This is a genomic window from Planotetraspora silvatica, from assembly GCF_016863315.1.
In the GTDB taxonomy this organism is placed as follows: domain Bacteria; phylum Actinomycetota; class Actinomycetes; order Streptosporangiales; family Streptosporangiaceae; genus Planotetraspora; species Planotetraspora silvatica.
In genome coordinates, this window is the sequence record NZ_BOOQ01000030.1 from 116545 (window position 1) to 135843 (window position 19299).

A 19299-nucleotide genomic window follows, 5' to 3' on the forward strand; every position below is an offset into this window, starting at 1 on the left:
AGCGGCATGGTAAGCCGGGGCCGGAATGTTGAGTAGGCCTGTACTCATGCCGAGCATGGCCTCCGCGGAGACAGTCATGACATGACCACGCTCTCGCCGAACGTCGACCTGGCCAGCCTCATCCGGATATATCTGGATAAGGAAGATGCTGAGGTCGACGACGTCCGGATGCAGACCATCGACCATGTTCTCGGCACGCCCTCAACGGGAGGTCTGCGCCGGATATCCGGCACCACGACCTGCGGCCGCCACTGGTCCTTCTTCGTGAAGTCCATCCACGCGGTCCGGCACTGGCCGAACATCGGCGTGATTCCCGAGGCCGACCGGGCGACGTTCGACGCCCATTTCCCCTGGAGGGTGGAGGCCGACGTCTACAACTCCCGCCGGCCGCTTCCCGAGGGGCTGCGACTGCCGCGCCTGTACTTCGTGGACGACCTGGGTGACGACCGCCTCGACCTGTGGCTGGAGGACGTCCAGGCCGCGCCCGTCGAATGGGACCTGACCCGGTACGCGGCGGCGGCCAGGGCGCTGGGAAGGCTGGCCGCCCAGCGGCCGGCCGATGGCCCCGGCGCCGAGCCGGGGCTGCGGATGTACGTCCAGAACAGGGTCATGAACGGTGTCCTGCCCGCGTTGCGCGAGCCTTCGCTCTGGCGGCACCCGCTCGTCGCACCGTACGCCGACGGCCTGCTGCGGATGGATCTCGACATCCTGGGTCACCGGATCCCCGCGATGCTCGACGCGGTCGATCGCCTGCCGCACACCATGGCGCACGGCGACGCCAGTCCGCAGAACCTGCTCGTGCCCGCCGACGCCCCGGACCAGTTCGTCGCCATCGACTGGGGCTGGCAGACCCCCGTTCCCGTCGGGTTCGACCTCGGCCAGTTGCTCGTCGGTCTCGCCCATCAAGGCGCGATCGAGCCCGGCGAACTGCCCGCCATCCATCGGGCGATCCAGGCCTCCTACGCACGCGGCCTCGCCGACGAGGGGATGGCGGACGACCACCTGGCGGCCGGCTACGTCACCACCATGGTGCTCCGCAGCGCGTTCACCGCCATCCCCGTCGAACGGCTCGGCGACCCGGTCACGCCGCGGTCGCACGAGCTCTTCCGCAAGCGCGTCGGCCTGGCCCGATTCCTCGCGGACCTGGGTCTCGCACTGTGACCCGACACGAAGTCAGACCGGCCACCCACAGAAGAGGACGACCCGATGAAGGCCATCCGAGCGGCTCGTCTGTTCGACGGCGACCAGGCATTTCCCGGCGGGGATCCCATCGTGGTCGTCGAAGGGGGCCGCATCGTGTCCGTACGGCATGGCGGCGCCGTCCCGTCCGGCGCGGACCTGGTCGATCTCGGCGACGTGACGCTGCTCCCCGGGCTGATCGACGCCCACGTGCATCTCGCCTTCGACGCCGGTTCGGACCCGGTAGGGAGCCTCGCCGTCCGCGACTCGGGCAGCGGTCCGCGCCCACGCCGAACGCGGAGTCGACGTCATCAAGATCAGCCGCACCACCGGGTCGTTGAGGACGCCGCCGTGACGCTTCGTGCGGTGCGGGAGCCTCTCGCCGGCGCGAGGGCCGCTACCTGCGCAGGAGCAACATGGCCGCGTCGTCGTCCAGAGGGCCGCCGACATGGTGCAGCAGATCGGCCCGGAGGACCTCCAGCCCCGCCTGCGGATCCTCGCACTGGAGGAGGCACATCCGTTCGCCGAGTGGGTAGAAGGCGCCGCGGCCGTCGCGCGCCTCGATCACGCCGTCGGTGTAGAAGAGGATCTGGTCGCCGTCGGCGAAGGGGACCTGGTACGGCTTGGGCCTGGTGTGCCCGAATGAGGTCAGCCCGAGGGGCACGGCCTCCTCGGGAGGCTCGGCCGAGTGGACCGTGCCGTCGCCGCGGAGGATGAGAGGGGAGGGGTGGCCCCAGTTGAGGAGGGAGATCGTGTCGTCGTCGCGGACTTCGGCGAGTATGGCGGTGACGAACTTCTCGCCGGTCAGGTGACGGACGATGCTGGTCTCCATCTGATCGGCGACGGCGGGTAACTCGTCCTTGTCGTAGACGGCTTCGCGGAACGCGCCGAGCACCCACGCCGCGGTCTCCACCGCGTCGAGCCCCTTGCCCTGGACGTCGCCGATCAGCAGCCGCACACCTTGAGGCGTGGTGGCCACCTCGTACAGATCTCCGCCGATCTGCGCCTCCGCCGCGGCGGAGGTATAGGAGAGGGCGACGCGCATGTTCCCGGCCTGACGAGGAACAGGGCGCAGCAGGACTCGCTGGGCGGCTTCGGCGACGAGACGGACGTTGGCGAGCTCTCGTTCACGCCCGATCCGCAGGTGGCTCGCCAGCATGCTCGCCCCGGTGATGGCGATGATCGTGGTGAGGGTGACGTAGTTCTGCGTTCTGCCGAGCAGGTGGTTGTAGGCCGCGAGCGGAAGTGAGAGCGCGAGCGCCACCACGCCGACCAGGGCGGTGCGCCGTACGCTCCCGGAGACCGAGGCGAACGTCGGGCCCAGCGTGAGCAGGGACAGGAAGCCGAGAGTAGGGCCGTTGAGTAGGTCGATCAGCGCCACCACGGCCATGACGGCGAACGGCAGCGACCAGAGCAGCTTCTGCGAATTGATCGGCAGTGGCGCCAGAGCCCCTCTCCGCCTCGACTGACTGAACTCTTGGCCACTAAAGCACAGCGGACGGTGACGTAGGGGCCACTTCGGTCACGAGCCCAGCCCCGATGGCCTGCATCTATCTCATCAAAAGCCGTTCGAGATGATTTTGTCGTGATCCGTACCTTTCGGTCGGCGGTCCTTACTCGTCGAATCATCGAATGCGGAAATCGAGCTCCGAACGGGGCACGTCTACGCGGCGTCCGGCCCACCCTGCGTCCGGGGGCTCGCCGCGACGGGGATTCCTGGGGCGCAGGTGCGGCCCCCGCCTGGGGGCACGGGGGAGCGCGCCTATCAGTGATCCCGGTGACTCTGCGATTATCACTGAATGGGATCACCAACAGGAGGAGCACGGATGCCTCTCGTGCCGGACGCCGAAGACGGCGGAGCACTGCGTCGAGTGAGTGTCACGGCCGGTCGGCTGCTCGTGGTGATCGCGCTGCTCGCGGTGATCCTCTGGGTGATCTCCGTGATCCAGACGGTGGCCATATCCGTGGTCTTCGCGATCTTCATCTCGGCGTTGCTGCTCCCTCCGGCTCGCTGGCTCAGGGCGCGTGGCCTCAACCGCGCGCTGTCCACCACCGCCGTGAGTTTCGGCGGCCTCGTGTTCGTCGCCGGTCTGTTCGCGCTGCTCGTGCCGCCCACTGTGAGCGGTCTGTCCGAGCTCAGTGAAAGCGTCGACAAGGCGACCGCCAATCTGCAGTCCCTCGCCGCCTCCTTCGGCCTGGACGAGGCCAAGCTCGCCGACCTGGTCACGCAGGCCCGCGAGTACATCAGCCATCAGAGCGGGCAGATCGCCTCCGGAGCCCTCGCCGGGGCGCGGACGGTCGGTGAGATCGTCGTCGGCGCGGTGCTGGCGTTCATCCTGGCCATCTACCTGGTCCACGGCGCCGACCGGCTGGCCACCTGGGTCACCGACCTGACCCCGAAGCATCGGGAGCCCATTCTCGCCACGGGCCGGGTGGTGTTCGACGTCGTCGGCCGTTACATCCGCGGTGTGGCGATCGTGGGCTTCGTCGACGCGTTCTTCATCGGCAGCGCCTTGTGGATCCTGGGTGTGCCGATCGCGCTGCCGCTGGCCGTGCTCACCTTCGTCGGGGCCTTCCTCCCCGTCATCGGCGCGTTCCTGGCCGGGCTGCTCGCGGCGGTGGTCGCGTTCGTGGCCAAGGGCTGGCTGGTGGCGGTTATCGTGATCGCCGTCACCGTTCTGGTCCAGCAGCTCGAGGGGCACGTGCTGGCGCCCCAGATCTACGGCAGGGCGCTCGAACTGCCCGGAGCGGTCATCCTCGTCGTCATCGCCGTGGGCGGCGTCGTCGCCGGCATCATCGGCGCGTTCCTTGCCGCGCCCGTGGCCTCCGTCATCGTGGCCCTCATCCGAGCGAGACATGCCGCCGCGGTCCCGCCGCAACCGCCCGCGGCCCCACCGCCACCGCCAGGTGCTCCACCACAGCCGCCGGAGCCCGCACCGCAACCGTCCGCGGCTCCAGGTCCGGCGCGGCCGGCGACGTCCTGACCGCACCGGCTGTTCCAGCGAGCGTGCGCCGAGCATCACGGTGAAGCCTGGTCCCCGCCTCGCGACGAGCGAGGCGGGGACCTTGGTCTCTCGGCCGGCTGTCCCTCAGTCGGTGTCTCTCAGCCGGCGTGCTGCGCCGTGCAGGGACGGCCGCCGCAGACGTCGACCACCACGCCGTATTTCAGGAAGTCCGCCTTCTGACGGCGGGCCGTCGCGTCCGCACGCGGGTCCTCATGGGAGTCGGTGCCGTACTGCTCGCCCAGCGGAGGCGTGTTGGTCACCGGGGGAGCGGGCGTGCCGCTGTCCCAGACGACCATCGCCGACCCCTGGTACGGCCGGCCCGGCAGCGCCGGGATGCCCCAGTAGGGGGCGACGTCGGGGTTGCGGCCCGCCGCGATCGCGGGCCGGTGGATGCGGGCGCCGATCGTCCGCGCCTCGACCTCGGCGGTGACCGTCGACACCTGGTGGTCACCGAACGCCACGTGCATCAGGATGCGGTGACGCGGTGAGCCGGGGAGCGGGTCGTCGCCCAGATGCTGGGCGTACCCGTCGGTCTCGGCCCGGTCCCACAGGATCTGGATCAGCCCGAAGCAGAGCTGCTGGTCCAGCTTGTCGGGGTAGTAGCCGTCCATGACCTGCTGGAAGGGCTGGAAGTCGACGCTCCGGTTGAGCAAGGTGCTGTAGTTCATCCCGGAGACCCCGAGCACGCCCCTGCTCACATCCGGCGACACCGCGACCAGCGCGCCGCCCGCGATGGAGCCCTGGCTGTTGCCGTCGTAGGCCAGGTCCGCATGCCGGTCGATCAGCGGGCGTCCCCTGTCGTCCTGGAACGCCTCGTCGGCGGCGAGCCCGTCCTTGGTGATCATCATGCGGCCGAGGAACACGAAGTTCACCAGGCTCTGCTGAAGCCGATCAGCCACGGTGTCGAAGCGGGAGAAGTCGGCGAACACCCCACTGACGTTCGGGATGTCCTCATCGGCCATGCCGATCCATTTGGTGGCGCAGAACAGGAAGTCGTGCTCGCCCGCCATGGCCCTGACATTCGAGGCCCGGACCTCCGTCGCCTTGCCGAGCAGGCCGTGCCCGTACAGGGAGGGGCGCGCGGGCCTGCTGAACGCGGCACGCGGGATCTCGCACTGGAACTGGGCGCGCAGGTCGTCACCGAGCGGCTTCGGCCTGCCGGAGGCGTCGCGGTTCAGCACGGATCCGGGCGGGCCGCCCGCCTTGTTGAGGAAGTTGGGCACGAGGAACTCGCCCGTGACCTCGCGGGCGATGTTCGCGTCCTGCTGGGGGGTGAAGTCGGTGACGGTCGTGACGGTGAACTTCGGCGACCGGCCGCGCAACTGGCCGAGTGCCTGATCCCGCATCCGCAGCACGGGTCCGGCGAGCCCCTGCTCGCTGGCGACGGTGAAGTCCCAGGCCAGGTAGAGATTCTTGGTGCTCACCCCCGCGCGGGCGACGTCGTGGAGAGTCCGCCGGAGCGCGGACTGCCGCCCGGCCAGCGGGTCCTTCGCGGGGAGCGTCCTCCCGGCGAGGCGGGTGAACGTCCCGGGGGCGGCGATCCGGGATCCGGAGGCGTTCTTGAGGTCCCTGAGGACGACGGCGTAGCGGTGGCCCTCACGGAAGTTCTTCGCAGGGCGGATGATCAGGGCCTGCCGCGCCGGGTCGGTCGCGTTGGCGTCGAGTTCCGCCCAGTACGGCCAGCGCTCGCCCGTCCGGGTGTCCACGATGACGATCGGGGCGTCCCGCTTCAGGGACCTCGCGACGTCCGTCACCGGAGCGGCGCCGGTCGCGCCGAGATCGAGGCCGGGAACATGGGCGAGCAGCATCGAGCCCGGTGAGAACCCGTCGGAGAGGTTCCACGCCGCCGGGTCGATGCCCTTGCCCGCGACGTTCTTGGGCGTCATCGCGCTGGTGAGGTCGAGGCGGAGCCCGGTCGGCGTGTGGGCGCTCGTCGTGAACCAGTCGTTGGGGAAGGGGAGCAGGCAGTCGGTCCCGGCGATGGGATCGCATCCGGAGCCGGGCGGAGACGTGGACGGGGTGGATCCGGCCGAGGCGGTGGGCGTGGCCGAGGCGGTGGGCGCGGCCAGCGCGGGCGCCGCCGAGCCCGCGATCACCGATGCTGTCAGGGTCAAGATGGAGAACGCTCGATGTAAGCGCACATGCCCTCCCGGTCCGTACTTCTCCGCTGAAGGTGACACCTGCGCTGAGATCTTTCAGGGGAAATGATCAGATTGCAATGATCTATAACTAATCGACCGTTTATCCGATACCTACCGGAGGGCCGGCCATCCCCCGGCGTGATCATGCACACATTCGGGGAAGTGTGCGCCGACCTGGGCATTCTCGAATCGTGATCATGCGCAGGTTCGCTTCCACTCCCGCCTACCTGCGCTTTCGGGCTGCGTGATCATGCATTGACCGGGTTCGCCGCACGGCCATCGAACAACCCCCCGGTCCGGCACGCCTTTCGATGAACAAGTCACCCAAGGACAAATGCATGATCGTGAAAGACGCTTTGCCTGGTCCACCCGCTTCTCAGCGAACCTGTGCATGATCACGCCGGATGAACGCCCAGGTCGACGGACCCTTCCTCGAATCCATGCATGATCACGCCCGGCGAAAGCGCAGGGCGGAAACTGGGGAACTTTGTCCTATTTACACCCCTATGGTGCTGTGTGTACCTTTAGCCTCCACGGCACGCACAACGATGACTCCCATCGTCGTTTCCGTTGCCGGTTCGTTGGCCAGACCGTGCGTCCGGCGGGACCCGTCCCGTCAGGAGCGTACGGCCGTCGAGTCCGTACCTCACGGAGCCGGGGACCCACTATTCCGGGGTGAATCGGAGCGCTGACCCCCAGTCGGCCGCACCGTAGGGCACTTCCTGCCCGAACCCGTCAGCTAACCCGGTAGGCGGCATGGAAGCAAGGAGTCAACCCCTTGATGCCCACCCATCGGATCTCCCCGACCTCTCTCAGACACCGGCTGAACCTCGCCGGCAGGCGACTGTGCGTCGTCGTCGCCGGTGCGACCGCGGCCGCGTCTGTCGTCACGGCCCCCCTCGTCCACGCCGTCCCGGCGCACGCCGCCGCGTTCACCTATGGGCAAGACGTCTCCGGTTACGAGGCGGACCATGACTGGAGCGCCAGCTCGGCGGAGTTCGGCATCGTCAAGGCCACCGAGGGCCTGAGCTTCCTCGATCCCGCCTTCGCCCGGCACTGGCAGGAGCTGGACAAGAAGGGCATCGTGCGCGGGGCGTACCACTACGGCCATCCCGGCAACGACCCCATCGCCGAGGCCGACTACTTCCTCTCCGTGGTGAACCAGCAGCCCGCCAAGCCCGGAGACCTGCTGGTGCTGGACCTGGAGACCACCGACGGGGAGTCGGTCGCCGACGTCAACACGTGGGCGAAGAGGTGGCTGGAGTACGTGAAGGCCAAGACCGGCGTCACCCCCATGTTCTACAGCGGCTGGGACTTCGCCGACACCTACGGCCACGGCCTGGGCGGCTATCCCTTGTGGGTGGCCTACTACGGCCGGGCCAAGGGCGACGTGACTCCGCCGGCCGACTGGAAGACCTGGACCATCCACCAGTACACCGACACCCCCATCGACCAGAACGTCTCCTCCCTGAGCCCCCAGCAGTTGCGCGCACTCGGCCGCCGCTGATCGTCAGTCGACGCGCGTGGCGAAGAATTCTTCGACCGTCTTGCGGGACTGGGTGTTGACGCCGGCGTAGACGGTGGGATCCACCGTGAAGTCGAGCAGCCCCATGCTTTCGCCGGTGGCCGGGTCCGTGGTGCCGATGACGATGATCCGGTCGACGTCCGAGGTCGTCGCGGACACCTGGCTTCCGCCGGTGCCCATGAGAAAGCCCATCGGATACGCGGAGAAATAGCCGAGAATGCTGTTGATCTCCGTCCGGCCCTCGGCGCCCACCATGAGGCCCAGCGTGTGCTCCTGGCCTCCGGCGAGCTCGTCGAAGGCCCCGACGGGGATGTTGTTGAGGAGACCCCCGTCCACCCACACCCCCTTGAGGGGATGCTCGGGGGTCGTCTCGCCGGGGTTGATCACCGTCTTGAGGTCGGCGTCGTCCTTGATGACCATCGGCTTGAAGATCATGGGAAGGCTCATCGAGATCCGTACGGCATCCACGACGCGGAAGTTCGGCGTCGTGTCAGCGGAGAAGATGTGGCTCTTCTGGGTCTCCAGGTTCGTTCCGGTCACGGCGAGCCGGGTGCCGAAGATCTGCAGGTGCTGCCGGAAGGTGATCTCGCTCGTCTGCACCATGGTTCCGGTCGGCGCGTCGTAGAACGACTGCCCGGTGCCGGAGACGACTGCGCCACCTGGGCCGTACCGGCCCGCCGCCGTGTTCGTGAGCCGGTAGCGGGGATCCGCCCGCATCATCCGTTCGGCGGCGAGAGAGATGTAGCGTGCGAAGAACCTGCGGATCTCGAGGCCGGGGAAGATGCCGTAGTCGGCCACCACGGACGCGGCGAGCTTACCTGTGGGCACATTGGCGAAGACCTTCTCGGCCGCCTTTTCGGGGAAGTCCACCAGAAGACTGAGGTAGAACGTCCACATCGTCGCCAGGAACGATCCCTGGACATTCGTCGCCCACTCCGCGAACCGGGCATACCTGAGGGGAGCGGTCCCCGTCAGCGCGTTGAGGACCTTTCCCGCCGTCGTCGCGCTGACCTCCTCGACGAAGCCGGCCATGTCGTACGTCGTGTAGTCGACCCGGAATCCGCCGACATGCGGGTTCAGGCCGGGCGTGACGTCGTCGAAGAACGCGTCGAAGTCGTTGGCCTTGAGGATGTGCTCCACTTCGGCCGGGGTGTAGCCGAGAGACAGGAAGAGCGCGTTGATCGCGCCCGCCGAGGCGCCCGAGATGCCTTTGATCTGTCCCCGGATCCGCCAGTCGATGCCGGTGAAGTACCCGGTCAGGCTCGACTGCGGGGCCAGGCTCGCCCGCCGCGGGTCGTACTGGAGCACACCGAGGGACTCGAGGGCGGTGAGGGCGCCGGGGTAGGCGTTGCCCGCACCGCCCCCGCCTTCGAACGACAGGTAGTTGATCTGGCTCTTGACCAGCCGCCTCATCGGCGTCGCGATTCTCGGCCGGCCGTCTCAGGGGGCACCGGTCGTCCAGTCCGGGAGCGTGCTGTCGGACTTCAGGTAGACCAGCGTGGTCGGGATGGTCACATCCCACGGCTCCCCGTACGCCGTCCGGCCCTCCGTCGCGTCGGCGAGTTCCGCGGCGATCGAGACGTAGAGGGGGTCGTCGATGGTCGGCGGCTCACCGCCGTTCCAGATCCGGCCGCCGGAGCTGAGGAAGAAGAGCACCGCGTCGTCGTACGCCGGAGTCACCGGCACCACGACTCTCGCGTAGCCGGCGCGCAGGAACTCCCCGAAGAGCGCGTCCCCGCTCACGAGGGCCGAACGCTCCAGCCATCCGGTCTTGTTCATCCAGAAATACGGATAGTAGAGATACGTCATCTGGCCCCACTCGAAGGCCTGCTCGAAGAACTGGGCGTAGCCGCCCTCGCTCGCCGCCTCGTCGACGTCGAACTCCGGCAACCCCGACGCGGTGCCCGTCAGGCTCATGGCGTCGAAGTCCTCGAAGTACTGCCGCGCCAGCATGGTGAGGCTGCCCTTCTTCAGCTCATCGAGCTGGATGCGGCGGTTCTCGATCTCGCTGCCGCCGTACGTCGCGGAGCCGGCCGTGAACCCGGCGCCGCTCACCTGCGCGTCGTAGGCCGACTTCTGCGCCTGGTAGGCGGCGACGACGGCGTCGTAGGTCTCCTGCTGCCACTGTCCGAACGCGGTATCGGTGAGCTCGCACTCCACTTCGATCGTGACGAGGTAGCCCCAGACGAGGGCGAACACCCCGACGGGGACCACCGTGTCCTCCCCGTCCAGCGCGACGTCGGCGTTCTCGCCGTTCGCGGAGTCCAGCTGCTGAGTTCCGATCAGGACGATGAGGTAGTGGCCGCCGCCGCCCTTCCACGCGTGGTAGTCGACGAAGCGGCCGGAGACGGCGCGATAGCCGGCCGGGACCTGGAGGGCGGCGTTCGACTTGGAGACGAGCGTGGTCGCGTTCAGACCGGTCTGCTCGAAGACGGTGGACAGGACGGTCGTCTCGGGCGGCGGCGGGCTCACGCCGGCCACGGCGTACCTGGCCACATAGTCCTGGTAGTTGGTCTCGTTCAGATCCGCGGGCCGGAGGTCTCCCAGCGGTTCCGGCTCGCTCAGGGTCACCCCCGCCCTGGGCTGGTTGGCCAGGGCGTGGAGGTAGTAGGAGGCCGGCGCCGGGATGAGGAACTCGAACATGAGGCGCTGTCCGTAGTCGTAGATCTGCGCCCGGTACTTCTTGTCGAGCCACTGGTAGACGCCGGCGACGTTGGCCGTGCCGCGGGTGTTGTCGAACCCGTGCTCGCTGCGCTCCTCGAACTCCTGCAGGATCCTCGTCGTCTGCTCCTCGCGGACCTGCGTGGTGATCGTCGAGACGGACCGCTCGGTCACGTCCTGGGCGAAGGTCGTGGCGGAGCTCGTGGACTCGGTGGTGGAGGTGCTCGTGGCGAAGTCGCCGTACGCGCCGACCTTCACCGGGCCGTACGAGGCGCTCACGGTCACGCCGGCCTGGATGCTCTGGTCCTGCGCGATGGTCTTCTGTGCCTGGGTGGACAGCTCGAAGCGGTCCGTCGCCTGAAGATCGTGCTCGCTCTGTTCCGTCGTCGAGGTCGCGGTGAAGACCGTCTGCTCCGTGCGGTTCAGGCTGCGGAAGCTCCGGCTCAGGTGCTCGGTCTGCAGGACGTTCTCGACGTAGGAGATCTCTCCGGCCTCGTACCTCTGGAGGGTCTGCTCCACGACGAGCAGCTCTCCGATCCCGAGTGGCCGTACGGGCCCGACACCCTCCTGCGGCGTCGTCCCCACCGAGCCCGGGGAGGCCGTCGTGCCGAACAGTCCCGAGGGGAGCCCCTGCACGCCGGTTCCCGGGCCACCCGGGTCGGCGAGCCGATCGACGGTCACCATCACCGGTGTCGGAATGCCCTCGAAGAACCGTGTGCGCGACGCGCGGATCCGGGAATCGACGGCCCGCAGCCCCTCGTCGACGTTCAGGCGATCGGTGGGAACACCCTCGCCCGTGAGAAAGCCCAACGTCCGTGCCGAGATCGTCTTGGCGACCGCGGGCAGCAGGACACGAGGGGACGGGGCCGTCGACGACGACGCCACGCCGTCCTCGGCCGACTGCTCGGCCGATCCGGCCGATCCGGCCGATCCGCTCGAGGGGCGTGCGGGCGGGCCGCGGCGGACCGTGCGCTCCTGACGGTTCCGCCGTCTCGCCGCCCGCAACTCGCGCCGGACGGCGTAGAGGTCACGAAGTTGTTCGAACCCGGCCTCGTGGAACCCGGGCGTGCCGCGCAGCGGCGGGGGAGGGGCCGGTGCGGACGCGGACCGAGCCTGCGGTGCCTCCCCGCGTCCGATCGACTTCTTCTGCAGGAACGCACCCGGGAGGATCACCCGCGCCCGCGACACCCGTCCGAGCCGGCGGCGATCGCCGAGAATGGCCGCGTCGCGATCGAGAGCCTGGAGAAGGTGCAGCGTGCGCAGTGAGAGGAGGGCCTTCTCCCGCTGCTCGGGCAGGTTCCCGGGCAACAGGCTGTGGGCGGCGTAGACGTCGAGGATCTTCGCCTTGGCCAACGGGTACGGCTTCTGCCCGACCGCGGCGCCGAGCGACCCGCCGAGAAGGCGCTCGACGTCGGCGGTGGTCATGTTCGCCGGCAGGCCCCTGCCGAGTGCGGCGCGGACGGCGGCGAATCCGGAGCTGTGCGCCAGATCCTGGAAATCGAGCACCGCGGGCGCTTCGAGGACGGCCTGTTCCGCCAGTGCCTTCGCGGACTCCCAGTCGGTGCGCTGGATCACCCGCTCGATCAGGGATCCGTCGTAGAAGGGCCCGTCATACGGAATGAGCACGTCAGGGAGAGAGGTCTCGGCCACCGGTTGCGGCGGGCGCACTGAAACGAACTTGAACACCGACTCCATCGGGGTGCCCGGCATGCCCTGAGCATGGGGGCCGCCTCATGACCCGTCAAGGCTCGTTGTCAGTGGTGCCCGCGTCAGCGATCCTCGCCCGGGTCGTCGAACAGCATCGTCTCCACCCGCCGCCGGTAGTCGTGATAGATCTGCCGGTAACGCTCGACGGCCCCGGTACGGTCGCCCTGTTCGAGCAGTTCAAGGGTCTGCCGGTAACCGTCCAGCCAGACGGTCCACACGTCGCTCTCGGTGGTGAGGGCGAGCACCCGCAGGGTGCGGGCGACCACGAGGTCGACGTGGGTCTGCAGTTCCCTGTTGCCGCTCGCCATGATGACGACCGTGCTGAAGTCCGCCCCCGCGGCCGTGGCGGCCGTCAGATTGCCCCGGCGCAGGTTGTCGGCGAACTCGTCGAGCTTCACGTGCAGGGTGGCGAGGTGCTTGTCGGTGATGTTGTCCACGCCCCACTCGAAACCGGCGCAGGCCAGCACCATCATCACGTCGATCAGCTCGAGCGCGCTCTTCTGGGTCACCTGGGTGACCTGCCGGGTCCGGTTGGGCGAGATGTCGATCAGGCCTTCGGCGGCGAGCTGGGTGATCGCCTCCCGCACCGGGGTGATGCTGACGCCCAGCCGCGCCGCGATCTCCGCGTCCTTGATCGGCGCGCCCGGTTTCAGCAGGCCGGTGATGATCTCCTCGCGCAGTCGGCGAAGGACGGCTTCTTTCCGCGTCAGCGGTACCGCGAAGGACATGGCGTTGCTCTCGGTCAGGGGGAGCTGACGCGGCCATACTACGATCTCCCGCTCGAGTTCCCGGTGGTTCCCGGATGGGCCGCCCGCCGCTCACCGCCGCTCACCGCTGCGCGCCGCCTGGCCGCCTGGCCGCCTGCCGGCCACCGGCCATCGGCTATCGGCCCATCCGGGTCCGTCGCAGCGCCCACGCCGACGCCGAGGGCGGAACCATCTGCCCGCCCACGGCGCCGATGTGTGCTCGCTCAGGCGAGGGCCCGCTTGAGACGGTCGATCCGAGCCGCCCAGATCCGCCTGGACAGCGCCGCCTCGGGCGCGAACGTCTCCGCGGCGTGGTAGCTGCCCGGGTTGACGTGGAGGTCGGTCGGGACGCCCGTCTGCATGAGCCGCTGCGCGAACGCGATGTCCTCATCCCTGAACAGGTCGACGGTGCCGACGTCGATGAAGGCCGGGGGAAGGCCGGACAGGTCCACGGCGCGCGCGGGGGCCGCGTACTGGTCGGCCTGCTTGCCGCCGAGGTACCAGGCCCAGGCTTCGACGTTGCCCGCGCGGTCCCAGATCCCGATGTCGGTGATCTCGTGACTGGACGGCGTCTCGTTGCGATCGTCGATCATCGGATAGATCGGCATCATGAACGAAAGCGCCGGGCCGCCGCGGTCCCGCGCCAGGAGCGCCGTGCCGATGGTCAGTCCGCCGCCCGCGCTCGCCCCGTAGATCGCCAGGCGATGGGGGTCGACGCCCAGTTCGGCGGCGTTCTTCGCCATCCACACCAGACCGGCGTAGCAGTCCTCGACCGGGGCGGGATGGGGGTGCTCGGGGGCGAGACGGTATTCGACGGAGACCACGACGGCGCCGACCTGGTCGCAGATCATCGTCGCATTGGGATCCTCGCCCTCGACACTGCCGAGGATCATGCCTCCGCCGTGGATGTAGTAGACGCCGGGCAGGGTCCCGGACGCGCCGACCGGCCGGTAGATCCGTACGGTGATGTCGGGCTCCCCGGCGGGGCCGGGGACGGTCCGATCCTCCTTGGCGACGTTGGGGTTGTCGGGCACCTCGATGGCGCCCAGCATGCCCTCGACGGCGGTGCGGCGCTGGACGATGTCGGGGATGGCGTTGAAGCCGCCGGGCATCACTTCGAGCAGCGCGTCCAGGGGGACGCGGCATTCGGGGTCGATCAGATCACGACGGGACATGAGCCCTCCATTGGGTCACTAATCCGGTGGGACGCGGCGTAGAGCGGTCGCGATGCGGGTGTCACCCGGCGGGCGGGCGATGGGATCCCGCGGGAGCGGCCGGCGACGCCGGCGATTTCGGAGAGAGGGAGAAGCCCTCGTAGCCGTGGGCGGCGACCTCGTCGCACTTCTTGCGGTATTCCCCGACACCGCCGGCATAGGGCATGAACACCTGCGGCTTACCGGGCACGTTGGCGCCCATGTACCAGGAGTTCGCCTTCGGGTAGAGGGTGAAGCCGCTGATGAGGTTGACGTGGTCCACCCAGGCGTCCTGAGCCTGCTGGACGGGTTCGATCGTCGTGATGCCGTGGCGGTCGAGGTACTCGATGGCGTCGGCCACCCAGTCGACGTGCTGCTCGATCGAGACGACCATGTTCGACAACACCGAGGGGCTGCCCGGTCCGGTGATCATGAACATGTTCGGGAATCCCGCGGAGCTGATCCCGAGGTAGGTGCGGGGGCCGGCGCGCCACGTCTCCTTGAGGGAGACCCCGCCTCGGCCGCAGATGTCGACGTTCGTCAGCGCCCCCGTCATCGCGTCGAATCCGGTCGCGTAGACGATCGCGTCGAACGCGTACTCCTTGTCGGAGGTGCGGACGCCCTTTTCCGTGACCTCCACCAAGGGCGTGCGCCGCAGGTTGACCAGGTGCACGTTCTCCCGGTTGTACGTTTCGTAGTAGTCGGTGTCCAGGCAGGGGCGCTTGGTCCCGACGGGGTACTCGGGGCAGAGGTCCGCGGCGGTCCGCGGGTCCTCGACGATCTGGTGGATCTTGCGGTGGATGAATCGCTTCGCCGTGTCGTTGGCCTCCTGGTCGACGGCGAGATCGGTGAACGCGGTCAGGAGGTTGACGAGGCTGCCGCTTTCCCAGGCCACCTCGAAGGCGGCATCGCGCTCCTCGTCGGAGACCTCGAGCGCGGACTTCGTCGCGGGCGCCGTGGGGACGCCGAATCCCGACTCCCTCTGGGCCTTGCGGAAGGCCCGGTAGTTCGCCTTCATGTCGGCGATCTCGTCCGGGCGCAACCGCCGGTTACGGGCCGGGAGGCTGTAGGCCGGGGTGCGCTGGAAGACGGTGACACCGGCGGCCTGCGCGGCGATGACGGGGATCGACTGCACACCCGAGGACCCGGTGCCGATGATCCCGACCCGCATGCCGGTGAAGTCCACGTCGTCGTGCGGCCAGTGCGCGGTGTGATAGGTGGCGCCCGTGAAGCGGTCGAGGCCGGGAATCTCCGGCAGCTTCGAATGCGACAGACAGCCGGTCGCCATGACGAGGAAGCGGGCGGTGACGGCATCGCCGTGGTCCGTGCGCACGAGCCAGGTCTCATCGCGGTCGTCGTACGCGGCGGCCGTCACGCGCGTCCTGAAGAAGATGTCCCTGCGCAGGTCGAACCGGTCGGCGACGTGCTGCGCGTATCGGAGGATCTCCGGCTGGGTCGGATAGCGCTCCTGCCACTCGTACTCCTGCTCGAGCTCCTCCGAGAACGAGTACGAGTACGCGAGGCTCTCCACGTCCACCCGGGCGCCGGGGTAACGGTTCCAGTACCAGGTGCCGCCGACGTCGGTGCCGGCCTCGAACACGACGGCGGACAGGTTCATCTCGCGGAGTCTGTGCAGCAGGTACATGCCCGAGAAGCCGGCTCCGACGACGACGACGTCCACGGAGGCGGGCACGGTGCGTGAGTCGGACGGGATGTCGTTGCTGGTGGCGGACATTGGTCCTCCTGGGGGCGGTGGACACGACGTACGGGTGTGCGCGGCGCGGACGTCGCCGGCCTCACGGCGTCGCCCGGCCATGAGGGCGTGCGCCATCGCCGGGCGGCAGGCGATCTCCTTCGCCGCCCGCTCATCGGGACAGCGGGGTGTGTACGGGTCTTGCCCGTGGGCTCAGAACGGTCCGGTGCCGGCGTCGCCGACCGGTTCGGTGCGTGGCAGGGGAGCGTCCGAGTTACAGGGGTACGGCGGCTTCGCCGAGCCGCGGGGCGTGGGCCCCGACCGCGGCTCGCGGCATGTCGTGGCGGAAGGCGCCGAGGTTCTCATGCGTGGCGGCCGGTCCGTGCGCCCGGCCGGAGGTCGTCTCGTGCGGCGGCTTCCCGCTACTGGCTGCGGTTCGTCTCAGGAATGCGGTCCCTGCCTTGTGCAGCGCCATTCGCGTCACCTCGCGTGATCAGGGGGACATCACGCACGTCCATGTGGAAGTGACACAAAAGTAAAATGCATCACGCAGCGAGTCAACGGCCTGGGATTCCCGGTGGTGATACCAAACTGGCAGAAATGACATGAGCCGGGTCCCTCGGATGCTCCTTGCGGAGCGCGAGGGACCCGGCCGTGTCTCACGATCGGCGTGCCGCCGCCCTCACCTGCCGGGCCGCACGTCCCGCCGATCGTGTCGTCCGCCTACAGGGTGGCGCACTGTCCCGCCTTCGGGCCGGACACGGTGTTGGGCGTGCCGCCGTTGCTCGGTGCCGGGGAGTTCCCGGTACACGACAGCGGCCCGCCGACGTGGTTGCCGGCGACGATCGGCGCCGCCTGCACATTGTTGTTCTGCAGGACGAGCGGGCCGCTCACCGTCGCGCCGTCGATCGTCACCTGACCCGTGGTGCCGGTGACCGTCACCGGGCCCTTGACCGTGGCCGGTGCGCAGTCCCCGTTCCCGTTGCCGATCCAGACCCGAACCCCGCCGGTCAGGGCGGCGGGTCCGGACACCGTGGTGTCGCACAGCAGGACGTCGACCGCACCGGACGCTGACAGCGGTCCGCGCACCTGGGAACCGGACGCGTACAGCCCGGCGCCGGTCCGCACGGTCACGGGTCCGTTGACCGTCGCGCCGTCCAGGCACGTGACACCGGAGGAGACGGTCAGCGGACCGGAGTGGGTCCCGGTGACCGTGGTCGTGCACGCGGGGACGCCGGTCGCCCTGACGGTGAAGCCGGCGACCACGCTGGCGGTGGCGCCGGACACGGTCACCTTCGCCTCGTAGAGACCGGATCCGGCGTACGTGTGATCGCCGCTGATCGTGTAGAGGCCGTTGACGATCTGGTTGGTGGCCTCTCTGCCGCTCAGCGTGCCCGCCGAGGTGGTGCCGTCGCCCCATTCGATCGTGGCGGACAGGGCGCCGAGCGTCTTGCCGGGAGCGGCCAGGGTCGCCAGCGGCCCGGTGATCGCGTTCCGGTCGCTCAGCGACTGTTCGCCGGCGACCAGATCGAGACCCCAGGGCACGTTGGGCGAGGCGTAGAAGTTCTGGTTCCGCGCCTGCCAGCGTCCGCCCTGCGCGGCGTCACGGACCTTGAAGGAGGCCAGGGTGCGGTCGGGGTGATCCGGCCCCGCCTTCGGCGACCACCCGATCTCCGCGATGGCGGTGAGCCGGGGGAAGGCCATGAACTCGATCTGGGCGAGGTTCTTGACCGTCTCCGTCCACAGTGGCGCCTCGACGCCGATGATGTCGGCGTCGGTGACCGCGGGCAACGTGTTGCCGGACACCGTGCGCGCCGGGATGAGCGTGCTCGGCTCCCAGTTGTAGAAGACGTCGTTGTCGCAGGTGCAGGCCCAGGTGGTCCCGATCGGCGTGCTCGAGTTGTACTTCATGTCGAGGTAGGTCTTGTTGGCGGGGGACATGACGATCTTCATGCCCTTCTGCACCGCGACCCGCCCCGAGTCGCCGCCCGACCCGTTGGGAGAGGTGCCCCAGTACTGCACGACACCCTGCGGCATCTCCGGGTCGGACCCGAAGGGCGCCTCGCCGATCTCGTTCCAGCCCATCGCGATCTTGCCCTGGGCCTTCACGATCTTGGACTCGCGGGTGATGAAGGACTGGTACGCGCTGGCGGGCAGGAGTGCCGTCGAGACCTCGTCACCACCCATGTGGAAGTACGGCCCTGGAGTCAGAGCGGACAACTGCTCGATGATGTCCGTGGTGATCTGCCAGGTCAACGGGCTGTCCGGGCAGAGCGCGCTGTAGTTCACCGCGTTGCTGAGGTTCCACACCGGCGGCTTCTTGTTGCTGCAGTTGATGCTCGGGTCGTAGATCGAGCCGCCCTTGTACGCCTGCGCCTCGGCGGAGGCGTACGACATGATGATCGAGTTGTTGTGCCCTGGGCTGTCGATCTCCGGCACCACCGTGACGAAACGCGACGCGGCGTAGTTGACGACGTCGACGTAGTCCGCCTGGGTCCAGAAGCCGCCCGGGTCAGCGTTGGTGGTTCCGTCGGACGCCCTGCTCGTGCCGCCGGAGTACTGGCTGCCGATGTCGGTGAGCTCGGGACGGCCGTTGATGGCGATCCGGAAGCCCTGGTCATCGCTGAGATGCAGGTGCAGCGTATTCACCTTGTACGCCGTGATCTCGTCGATGTAGCTCTTGACCACGGAGACCGGCTCGAAGTGCCGGCCGATGTCGAGCATCGCGCCGCGGTAGTCGTAGCGGGGATAGTCGGAGATCTGAACCCCGGGGACGGCCCACGTGGCCGGCTGCGGCGTCTTGCTCTCGACCCAGACGGGGAACAACTGCCGGAGCGTCTGCACACCGTTGAACAGGCCGTGCCCATTGGCTGCGGTGATCTTGATTCCGCTGTGCGTGACGTCCAGCTTGTAGCCCTCGGCGGCGGGGACGCCCGGGTCGCCCAAGGCCAGGGAGATGTCGCCGGTCGCGGCGGAGCCCTGCGAGACCGGCAGCGCGTAGCCCGTGGAGGGGCGCAGGACGGCTGCCAGTTGGTCGGCGATCCCGACGGCGGAGGGGTCGTCCACCACGATGCGGGCACCGGAGCCGAGAGTGAAGTCGTCCCCGGCCGTGGTGCTCATCGAAACCGGGAGAGGAACGATCTGGGGTGATGCCGGCGCCGTCGACGCCGTGCCGGCCTGTGCGGCGTTCGCCGTGACACCGGTGAAGGTTGTGGCGAGGAGCGCACCGATTGTCAAAGCAGAGAGCGCGCGGGCCCGAGGCCGCCGACTTCCGCCACGGCCCCTTCTCTGCTCGCGCTTCGCCGATAGGAACGAGATCTTCACGTCACTCCTTAAATCGGGGTACCGCATACCTCCAGCACGGGCCGCGTCCGGGCATTGGTTGGACATGTCCGGCGACCCGTTCGGCGCTGCAGCGTCCGTGCAGCTTCCTGATGTGGTGGTGGGGA

At 68.7% G+C, this 19299-nt stretch carries 13 protein-coding genes and 1 riboswitch; of the genes, 3 read left to right on the forward strand and 10 right to left on the reverse strand.

The features are described 5' to 3' along the window. Positions 1-81 precede the first annotated feature (81 nt). A complete protein-coding gene (locus Psi02_RS23005; RefSeq protein ID WP_203977446.1) occupies positions 82-1161 on the forward strand; it encodes a phosphotransferase in 1080 nt (359 codons plus the stop codon). A gap of 12 nt (positions 1162-1173) precedes the next feature. On the opposite strand, the gene Psi02_RS40770 is transcribed toward Psi02_RS23005, so the two are convergent. Then, a complete protein-coding gene (locus Psi02_RS40770) occupies positions 1174-1506 on the reverse strand; it encodes a hypothetical protein (protein ID WP_203977448.1) in 333 nt (110 codons plus the stop codon). Positions 1507-1576: 70 nt separating this feature from the next. Continuing rightward, positions 1577-2569, reverse strand: coding sequence for a PP2C family protein-serine/threonine phosphatase (locus Psi02_RS23015; RefSeq protein WP_203977450.1), 993 nt, complete (start codon positions 2567-2569; stop codon positions 1577-1579). Between the two features lie 436 nt (positions 2570-3005). Here Psi02_RS23015 and Psi02_RS23020 point away from each other — a divergent pair, with 436 nt between their 5' ends. Continuing rightward, positions 3006-4163 carry an AI-2E family transporter gene (locus tag Psi02_RS23020; protein ID WP_203977452.1) on the forward strand — a complete coding sequence of 386 codons (1158 nt, stop codon included), beginning with the start codon at positions 3006-3008 and terminating at the stop codon, positions 4161-4163. 119 nt (positions 4164-4282) lie between these two features. Here Psi02_RS23020 and Psi02_RS23025 read toward each other — a convergent pair whose 3' ends face one another. After that, positions 4283-6298, reverse strand: a complete 2016-nt coding sequence (locus Psi02_RS23025; RefSeq protein ID WP_203977453.1) for a hypothetical protein — start codon at positions 6296-6298, stop codon at positions 4283-4285. Between the two features lie 648 nt (positions 6299-6946). Further along, positions 6947-7094, forward strand: a riboswitch (cyclic di-AMP (ydaO/yuaA leader). Positions 7095-7106: 12 nt separating this feature from the next. On the opposite strand from Psi02_RS23025, the gene Psi02_RS23030 reads away from it, so the two are divergent. After that, the gene (locus Psi02_RS23030; protein ID WP_203977455.1) at positions 7107-7832 is read left to right on the forward strand and encodes a glycoside hydrolase family 25 protein; all 726 of its coding nucleotides are present in this window, start codon (positions 7107-7109) and stop codon (positions 7830-7832) included. Positions 7833-7835: 3 nt separating this feature from the next. On the opposite strand, the gene Psi02_RS23035 is transcribed toward Psi02_RS23030, so the two are convergent. The 7 genes from Psi02_RS23035 to Psi02_RS23065 all read right to left on the reverse strand — a co-directional run bounded on the left by Psi02_RS23035 (position 7836) and on the right by Psi02_RS23065 (position 19240). Further along, positions 7836-9263, reverse strand: a complete 1428-nt coding sequence (locus Psi02_RS23035) for a patatin-like phospholipase family protein (protein ID WP_203977457.1) — start codon at positions 9261-9263, stop codon at positions 7836-7838. Between the two features lie 27 nt (positions 9264-9290). Further along, positions 9291-12221 (reverse strand): hypothetical protein, encoded by a 2931-nt coding sequence (locus tag Psi02_RS23040; RefSeq protein ID WP_203977459.1) that lies wholly within the window; start codon positions 12219-12221, stop codon positions 9291-9293. A gap of 59 nt (positions 12222-12280) precedes the next feature. Continuing rightward, positions 12281-12946 carry a GntR family transcriptional regulator gene (locus Psi02_RS23045; protein WP_203977461.1) on the reverse strand — a complete coding sequence of 222 codons (666 nt, stop codon included), beginning with the start codon at positions 12944-12946 and terminating at the stop codon, positions 12281-12283. Positions 12947-13188: 242 nt separating this feature from the next. Continuing rightward, positions 13189-14139 (reverse strand): alpha/beta hydrolase, encoded by a 951-nt coding sequence (locus Psi02_RS23050; protein ID WP_203977463.1) that lies wholly within the window; start codon positions 14137-14139, stop codon positions 13189-13191. Positions 14140-14200: 61 nt separating this feature from the next. Beyond that, entirely contained in the window at positions 14201-15892 is a 1692-nt protein-coding gene (locus tag Psi02_RS23055) for a flavin-containing monooxygenase (protein WP_203977465.1), read from the reverse strand. 232 nt (positions 15893-16124) lie between these two features. Continuing rightward, a complete protein-coding gene (locus Psi02_RS23060) occupies positions 16125-16325 on the reverse strand; it encodes a hypothetical protein (protein ID WP_203977467.1) in 201 nt (66 codons plus the stop codon). A gap of 248 nt (positions 16326-16573) precedes the next feature. Beyond that, entirely contained in the window at positions 16574-19240 is a 2667-nt protein-coding gene (locus tag Psi02_RS23065; protein ID WP_308442257.1) for a beta-N-acetylhexosaminidase, read from the reverse strand. Positions 19241-19299 lie beyond the last annotated feature (59 nt).